Source organism: Bacillus sp. TH30, from assembly GCF_016650875.1.
Taxonomy (GTDB): Bacteria; Bacillota; Bacilli; order Bacillales; family Bacillaceae_G; genus Bacillus_A; species Bacillus_A mycoides.
Window position 1 is genome coordinate 957,616 of record NZ_JAEKEY010000002.1, and the last position, 7,627, is coordinate 965,242.

The following is a 7,627-nucleotide window of genomic DNA, read 5'->3' on the forward strand; positions in this document are numbered from 1 at the left end:
TACTATTAAGTAATGATGCAAATATAGAAAATAGACTAGCTTTCATAAAAATTATTCACTAATACAATACCCTTTTTTATCCAAAATATACAAAAGAGCCATCAGTTGATGGCTCTTATTTCTGTATCCTATGATGAAAAGGACATTTACCTTTAATCGGTTCTATATCATCTCCAATAAAATATTGTTTCCATTCACGATGGTCAGGATCGCCATAGTGACTAATGTTAGGATGCTTTGGCAGCTGATCCCACTTTTCAACTCGCTCACGAACCATTTGTCTCGAATATGAGCCTTTAGGACGATCTCCTTCTAAGCCCTCGAAAATAGTTCGTGGCTGGAATCCAATAACGAGAGAATTTCCTAAATGCCTAGTCTTTCGCTGTTTATAAGCCGGCGCATTCCCAAATGCAAATATCGGTTCACCACCAAATGAAAATTCCCATAAATAATGATCTGGATCTTCAGGAATTTGCTTCGGCCATGTTTGATCATCGTTTTCATGTAAATATTGTAGTACTTTCCAAAAATAATCTCGATAATATTCGATTGATTTCTCTTCACATTCCGGCTCTACAAAAAGAAAAAATCCTCTTCTTACAATTGGCCGTTCTTTCATTAACTCCAAAAAAGATAACATTGTATTGGGTAAATGCCCCCAATCATTATGAGAGAGAAATGAATAACGAAGTTCATTCTTCTTCAAAGCTGTTAAACCGAAATAACACGGAAAAGTTGGTTCTAGCACGACATTCGAAAAATCATGAAATTCTTTTGCAACCCAATTCGGTATGTCGACTCTATTTTTCATCCCTTCATTATCTAATAAATAAGACTCATCCATTCTTTCACCTCATTATGTACAGCATTCACTTAAGAATATTACATACTCGGCTTGTCCTATACCTTTTTAAAAATTCGAGAAAAAATTAATTCAAAATACAAAATTTTAAAAACGCTTACTTGACTAAATTCTACCAATTCATGTATATTTAAATTAATCATTTGGCAGAATATTCGAGAATATAGCATTTTTTATTTATATTATTTTTTGATGAATTTCACTAAATGAAAAAAGGAATCGTTTTTAGGAGGAATTGTGACATGCAAGGAAAAGTAAAATGGTTTAACAATGAAAAAGGTTTTGGATTTATCGAAATGGAAGGCTCTGAAGATGTATTCGTACATTTCTCTGCTATTCAAAGCGACGGCTACAAAGCTTTAGAGGAAGGTCAAGAAGTATCTTTCGACATTACTGAAGGAAACCGTGGACCTCAAGCTGCTAACGTAGCAAAACTTTAATCCCACATATGACAGGAGGTTACCTTACTTGGTAACCTCCTTTGTTATTCCTTTGTATATTTCCGTTTTCCAGAGCAAAAACTATGTGAAATGCGCAAAATACAAAGGAGGCAATAACAATGGGGTCACATGTAAATGATTTTGAAGAAGTAAAATTCCGTGTAGAAACTGCACAAAAAATGGTAGGTTCTGCAACAATTTCAATGGATCCAGACACATTAGAGCATGCCACTACTGCAGTAGAATCGGCTCGTTCTCAGCTTGAAATCATGAAATCCGTTGCAACGGATTTAGATGAGCCATTTCTAATGAATGAAGAAAAAAAATTAAGTAAATGCGAGCATCAATTACACGAAGCGAAGCACTAAAAAACATCCAGAGAAAATTCTCTGGATGTTTTTTTATGACAATTGCTCCCCATACTTTTTCAACTTCTCTCCAACCGTACATTGCCGTATACAAAAAGAATGGGCATAGTATTTACTATGATTTTTTCGATTATGTTCCTGCAAGAAACACCCTCCGCAATACGTTTCTAATAAGTCATTTACCTCTGTAATGAGTTGCTTCTTCTTCACGTGTGCACCTCTCTATTCGGTTATTTCTTTATGACTATCAATTGTCGTCCCTTCTAATGCTTGCGCTGCTAATTGATGTGCCTCTTTATTTTGTTTTCTAGATATCGGTTCACAAACAAGCTTTAATTTCATTTGCTTCGCTTTTTGTTCAATTTGGTCTAAGTAATGATTTAAATGTTCATCATAGCAAGGCCATTCACCAGCTAATTGCTGCAGTACAACTTGAGAATCTCCACGAAGTGTAACTGCTTCATATTTAATTCCTAATTCCTCGAGTGTATTCATCCCGTATAATAATGCTGCATACTCCGCTTCGTTATTATCATATATGCCTTCTATGTATGCATTGCGACGAATTCGGTAATTTGTATTTCCTTTTTTATAGTATACACATATACCAACCCCAGCTTCTTTCGTCTGTACATCATAACCACCATCAAAATAAACTTGAATTTCTTGCGGATCTTCCTCCACTTGCTTACTCAGCTTTTTCATTTCCTTTAATGACCATTCTGCATCCATTTCATCATAAAATGATAGTTCTTTCACTCTTCCTGTTTTCTCAAAATCCTCTGCAAATTGCAGTACATCTTCTATGTTCATATAATCTGTCGTTAATTCCGTCTGCAAACCGCGCTTCGTTTTATACAACCAATGAATTTTATATTTCATACTAGATTCCCCTTTTATAAGACTTCTTATATGTAGCCAGCTAATGAAAGCCTCACTTTATTTTATTATATTGTATCAAGAGTCACAGCATTATATTCAATGTGATTACATACAAAAAGAGCTATCCCTATAGGAATAGCTCTTTCATCTATTGCATAAATCTTTCAAATTGCACTCGCTTATTAATCCAGTACATTACAGGCATACCAATTGCCATTACAACAAATTCACCAACTGCACAAGTTAGCCATGTCAATAAAAATGGCAGATCAAACGCAAGATGCAGTTCAATTGCAATCATAAACATTGTGACTGTAAAAATAACTGTATTAAAAATCATACGAGCCCAAACACCTTTAATGAAGCGCATAGAAATAATAGTTGCAAGTAATGCAAGAATTGATTGCCCTACTCCAAATACTAAATCATAAGCGATCATAGGTGAGAAAAAGAGATTCGTTAAAAATACACCTAATATAATCCCGTAAATTGCTTTCTTATTGAATACAACGAGATGATTAAACATCTCTGAAATACGAAACTGTACACTGGTAAAGCCAAATGGCTGAATAAGCATAGAAACAGCAATATATAATGCCGCTAAAATACCATTACCGACTAATGTCCTTATATTCATGACAAAATCTCCTTAGTTTTTTTACGTGGGATGGTTTCGAACCACGTTATTCGTTTTTAAGCAACAAGATTATATTTTACGCAATAGGCACTCTTTCGTCAATAGATTCCTATCATTTACTACCTTTTTTCTTTTGGACAACGTATAATAAAACATATGAAAGATTTAGGAGGTTTCACTTCATGACAGCAACAATTCAAAATGAAAAAGTGATCGTTTCCATTTCTGACAAAGGTGCAGAATTACAAAGCGTTCGCTTAAAAGAAGATAACACTGAATACTTATGGCAAGGCGATTCTACTTATTGGGGGCGCCGCGCACCAATTTTATTCCCAATTGTCGGCCGATTAGTAGATAATACATACTACGTAGATGGTAAACCATATTCTTTAACACAACATGGCTTTGCTCGTGATCTTACATTCTCTGTAAAAGAACAAAGTGAAACGAAGATTACTTATATTGTTACTAGTAATGAAGAAACATTAAAAAAATACCCATACGAATTCGAATTACTCGTTTCTTATGAGTTAGATGGACAAATCGTTCATGTAACATATGAAGTAAATAACCCTACTTCAAAAGAGATGTTCTTCTCAATCGGAGCACATCCTGGTTTCAACTTCCCCTTATTAGAGGGCGAATCATTTACAGATTATCATTTATCATTTAATGGTTCTGAACGCTTAGAAACAAGCGTATTAGAAGGACCTTATCTTTCAAGTAAAAAGCAATTAATCGCTGAAAATACGAATGAATTACCACTTACATACGATTTATTCAAAAATGATGCACTTATTTTTAAAAATATGAATACGGATGAAATCTCTATTCGTTCTCATAAACATAATAAATTTGTAAAAGTAGAATTTGACGGATTCCCATTTGTCGGTGTATGGACACCAGGCGAGAACGCACCTTTCTTATGTATTGAACCTTGGTACGGGATTGCTGATGAAGTAAATCCGGCAAAAGATTTCAAGGAAAAAAAAGGAATTCAATCTTTACAAACGAATGAAACATTTACATGTCGTTATAGTATTACAATCGGCTAAGTTACTCTATCCCCTACTTCAAAGAAACATATAAGTAGGGGATCATCTTATAATTTGGAGGTTTCTCATTTTGATTGAAGTATATATTGATGGTGCATCAAAAGGAAATCCTGGTCCTTCTGGTGCAGGAGTGTTTATTAAAGGGGTGCAACCAGCTGTACAGTTATCATTGCCCCTTGGGACAATGTCCAATCATGAAGCAGAATACCACGCTTTACTTGCGGCATTAAAATATTGCACGGAGCATAATTATAACATTGTCTCTTTTCGTACCGATTCGCAGCTTGTCGAGCGAGCTGTCGAAAAAGAATACGCAAAAAATAAAATATTTGCACCACTATTAGAGGAAGCACTACAGTACATAAAAAGTTTCGATCTCTTTTTTATTAAGTGGATTCCAAGTAGTCAAAATAAAGTTGCTGATGAATTAGCTAGAAAAGCTATCTTACAAAATTAACGGGGGTCTGAGTGTGAAAAAAGATTGGATTGCTCCTCTTGCTTTATTATTTGTATCTTTTATTTGGGGAGCTACGTTTGTTGTCGTCCAAAATGCTATGTCTTTCGTTGGTCCATTTACTTTTAATGGGATTCGCTTTTTATTCGCTGGAATTATTTTATTATTCGTTCAAATGATTTTCTCACAAAAAACTTCAAAACAAGATATAAAACAGAGTAGTCTCGCTGGATTGATTGTTGGATTCTTTTTATGTGTTGGCTATTTATTACAAACATTCGGCTTACTTTATACAACCTCTTCAAAAGCTGGTTTCTTAACTGGACTTAGCATCGTTATGGTTCCAATCCTATCTTTTATCTTTTTAAAACAGCGTGCTACAATTTTCATCGTACTTGGTATTGCTGTAGCAACAGCAGGTTTATACTTATTAACGGCTGGTGATTCTTTTCAATTAAACATTGGAGATATACTCGTTCTCGGTTGTGCAGTTGCTTTTGCTGCCCATATTCTTGTTAACGGTTTCTTTTCTAAGAAAATATCACCTTTATTACTAAGCACCTCTCAAGTATTAGCTGTCGGTATATTTTCTTCTATTTGCGCTTTTTTGTTTGAAGATTGGGAAAAATTATTTTCAGTTTCACTATGGACGAATCAATCCTTTTTATTCGCTCTATTTCTAACTTCCCTATTTGCGACATCAATTGCCTTTTTCATTCAAACATCGGCACAAAAACATACTTCTCCAACGAGAGTAGCAATAATCTTCGCAATGGAGCCTGTTTTTGCAGCATTAACAGGTGTTCTAGTAGCAAATGAACAGCTTTCTATTTCTGCTATTATTGGATGTCTATGTATTTTCCTAGGTATGGTTTTTGTTGAACTACCTTCCAAAACGAAAAAAGAAGCGCGGGCTGCGTGAAGTTACGCTTGTAACTTCCGCATAAAAGCCTTAGCGCTTTTTTTATCTGTAATTTCTTCTTCTTTCAAGCGTTCTAATAACGCAACAAAATAACTGCCATCAAACTGTAATTGATGTTTAATCGTCGCTTCTATTGCTACGTTCACAATCCCATCAGATGCACCAGTATATCCTTGTCCGAACATAATAAATCCTTGTGCTTCCTCTGATAATTTAAATCCTTTCGTATGTAAGAATGAAAGATAATCTTCTACTGTTTGCATGATATTCCCACCTACTCAAAAATTCTCCACTTCTTATCATACATGTTTTTATACTCTATGAGAATGAAATTTATTTGACAACTTTGTAAATCTATCGTCTACTTCTTAGAAAAAAGAGGAGTTCCTTACAATATAAAAGAATATGTAAAGTGGCATTTATTTTATATTAAAGGGGATATCGAATGAAACAAGCACTATTAATTATCGATGCTCAGCAAGAATTAATTGATGGAAATGAACAAGAAAATGAAGTTTTTCGTAAAACCGAGCTATTATCTACACTAAATACAGCCGTACAGAAAGCAATAGATTCAAATGCCCTTATTGTTTTCGTAAGAGATATCGATGTTGCTTCTGGTAGTGGTGTAGGATTTGAAGTACATAATCAAATTAAAGTACCTCAGTCTGCAATCCTTATTAATAAAGCAGCAACAAACTCATTCTATGGCACTTCTTTACTTGAACTTTTAAAAGAAGAAAAAATTAATCATATTGTTATAGGTGGATGTAAAACAGAACATTGTATTGACACCGCAGTTAGAACAGCTACTGTACAAGGATTTGACGTTACATTAATTAAAAATGGTCATTCCACAACTGATTCTGACGTATTGTCTGCAGAGCAAATTATTGGTCATCATAATAAAACTCTACACGGTCATTATAATGTTGATCATTTTTCTATGGTGAGAGATATCGAGGAAGACCTTTTTCAACCTATTCATGATCAATATCGCGATTAATTTGGCTATAAAAAAGAATCCTTTTCACAAAAGGATTCTTTTTTATCCAAAAATTTGCGCTGCAATACTGTATAGTTCTCCATTTCTTTTCAAAAATTGATCACTATTTTTTATCATAATTGGTGGGGTATTAACCTTTTGAAAACCAGTAATCTCTAATTCTTTCATGAAATCTTTCTTTCCTTCTGGTACATCAATTCTCAATTTACCATTATGTTCTCTTACTAAATAATGTACCATTCTCATTGCCATCTTATCATTTTTAGCAACAACTGGTCCTATTATTTTATTTTCTGGCGTTTGTATACTTATACCGTATCCTAATACATTTTGTTGTGCATCCTTTGTAACAATACATTGTTCACTTTGAATAATTCGATACTTTAAAAACTCTTCTCTATTTGTTCCAAATGCATCTTTATCTATTTGTATTATTTCTTCTAAATCACGTTCTTCATAATTCACAATATACTCTTCATTTTCTACACAATGGTAATTCGCATTATACGAGTTACATATGTATTTAGAAACATAACTAACAGCCCTGAATCCTAGTTTTTCATATAAAATTTTCCCCTCATCCGTGGCAATAAGCATAATGGGGGTTTGAGTTAATACGCTTTTAACACATAAATCCGTTATTATCTTTCCAATCCCTCTTCCTTTATAATCTGGATGTACAATTACCATTCCAATTGAGGCTAATGTCTCCCCGTATAGTATAATTGCTGCGCTAGCAATAAGCTCTTCTCTCTCATTTACTACACCATATACTATACCCGTATTCAAAATCATCTCAATTTCCTCTCTGTTGTAATCCCAGCCAATATGAGAAGATAATGCTACAATATCCTCTATTTTTCCTTTCCTAAGACGCTCCACCCTAATCTCCACTTCAATCATTCCCCATCTCCTTCTTTAGACGTTTGAACCATTCTGCATGAATCAACTTGTACATGTTTCCCTTTATCACTCACACACATATCCTATTTTGACCAAGA

Annotated in this window: 12 protein-coding genes and 1 riboswitch; of the genes, 6 read left to right on the forward strand and 6 right to left on the reverse strand. The window is 34.1% G+C overall.

The window, feature by feature from the left end; genetic code table 11:
- Positions 1 to 115 precede the first annotated feature (115 nt).
- The gene (locus JFU20_RS07065) at positions 116 to 844 is read right to left on the reverse strand and encodes a YqcI/YcgG family protein (protein ID WP_002135349.1); all 729 of its coding nucleotides are present in this window, start codon (positions 842 to 844) and stop codon (positions 116 to 118) included.
- 260 nt (positions 845 to 1,104) lie between these two features.
- Here JFU20_RS07065 and cspB point away from each other — a divergent pair, with 260 nt between their 5' ends.
- The gene (gene cspB, locus JFU20_RS07070; protein WP_002011904.1) at positions 1,105 to 1,302 is read left to right on the forward strand and encodes a cold shock-like protein CspB; all 198 of its coding nucleotides are present in this window, start codon (positions 1,105 to 1,107) and stop codon (positions 1,300 to 1,302) included.
- 119 nt (positions 1,303 to 1,421) lie between these two features.
- Positions 1,422 to 1,670, forward strand: coding sequence for a DUF2564 family protein (locus JFU20_RS07075; protein WP_002011905.1), 249 nt, complete (start codon positions 1,422 to 1,424; stop codon positions 1,668 to 1,670).
- Between the two features lie 33 nt (positions 1,671 to 1,703).
- Here the strand turns inward: JFU20_RS07075 and JFU20_RS07080 are convergent, their stop codons facing one another.
- From JFU20_RS07080 to JFU20_RS07090, 3 genes are all read right to left on the reverse strand, one after another.
- On the reverse strand, positions 1,704 to 1,880 hold the full coding sequence (locus tag JFU20_RS07080; RefSeq protein ID WP_002011906.1) for a zinc-finger domain-containing protein: 177 nt from the start codon (positions 1,878 to 1,880) through the stop codon (positions 1,704 to 1,706).
- Positions 1,881 to 1,892: 12 nt separating this feature from the next.
- Positions 1,893 to 2,552 (reverse strand): ribonuclease H family protein, encoded by a 660-nt coding sequence (locus JFU20_RS07085; protein WP_002011908.1) that lies wholly within the window; start codon positions 2,550 to 2,552, stop codon positions 1,893 to 1,895.
- 148 nt (positions 2,553 to 2,700) lie between these two features.
- Complete coding sequence (locus JFU20_RS07090) at positions 2,701 to 3,189, reverse strand: QueT transporter family protein (RefSeq protein WP_201038498.1); 489 nt, start codon at positions 3,187 to 3,189, stop codon at positions 2,701 to 2,703.
- A 6-nt stretch (positions 3,190 to 3,195) separates the two neighbouring features.
- Positions 3,196 to 3,240, reverse strand: a riboswitch (PreQ1 riboswitch).
- 131 nt (positions 3,241 to 3,371) lie between these two features.
- Here JFU20_RS07090 and JFU20_RS07095 point away from each other — a divergent pair.
- The 3 genes from JFU20_RS07095 to JFU20_RS07105 all read left to right on the forward strand — a co-directional run bounded on the left by JFU20_RS07095 (position 3,372) and on the right by JFU20_RS07105 (position 5,620).
- Positions 3,372 to 4,244, forward strand: a complete 873-nt coding sequence (locus JFU20_RS07095) for an aldose 1-epimerase family protein (RefSeq protein WP_201038499.1) — start codon at positions 3,372 to 3,374, stop codon at positions 4,242 to 4,244.
- A 70-nt stretch (positions 4,245 to 4,314) separates the two neighbouring features.
- The gene (locus JFU20_RS07100; protein WP_002011911.1) at positions 4,315 to 4,701 is read left to right on the forward strand and encodes a reverse transcriptase-like protein; all 387 of its coding nucleotides are present in this window, start codon (positions 4,315 to 4,317) and stop codon (positions 4,699 to 4,701) included.
- Between the two features lie 13 nt (positions 4,702 to 4,714).
- Positions 4,715 to 5,620, forward strand: a complete 906-nt coding sequence (locus JFU20_RS07105) for a DMT family transporter (RefSeq protein WP_002135344.1) — start codon at positions 4,715 to 4,717, stop codon at positions 5,618 to 5,620.
- Between the two features lie 2 nt (positions 5,621 to 5,622).
- On the opposite strand, the gene JFU20_RS07110 is transcribed toward JFU20_RS07105, so the two are convergent.
- Positions 5,623 to 5,883, reverse strand: a complete 261-nt coding sequence (locus JFU20_RS07110) for a DUF6123 family protein (RefSeq protein ID WP_001195213.1) — start codon at positions 5,881 to 5,883, stop codon at positions 5,623 to 5,625.
- 182 nt (positions 5,884 to 6,065) lie between these two features.
- Here JFU20_RS07110 and JFU20_RS07115 point away from each other — a divergent pair, with 182 nt between their 5' ends.
- On the forward strand, positions 6,066 to 6,626 hold the full coding sequence (locus JFU20_RS07115) for a cysteine hydrolase family protein (RefSeq protein ID WP_002011914.1): 561 nt from the start codon (positions 6,066 to 6,068) through the stop codon (positions 6,624 to 6,626).
- 42 nt (positions 6,627 to 6,668) lie between these two features.
- On the opposite strand, the gene JFU20_RS07120 is transcribed toward JFU20_RS07115, so the two are convergent.
- The gene (locus tag JFU20_RS07120; RefSeq protein WP_002011920.1) at positions 6,669 to 7,529 is read right to left on the reverse strand and encodes a GNAT family N-acetyltransferase; all 861 of its coding nucleotides are present in this window, start codon (positions 7,527 to 7,529) and stop codon (positions 6,669 to 6,671) included.
- Between the last annotated feature and the right edge of the window lie 98 nt (positions 7,530 to 7,627).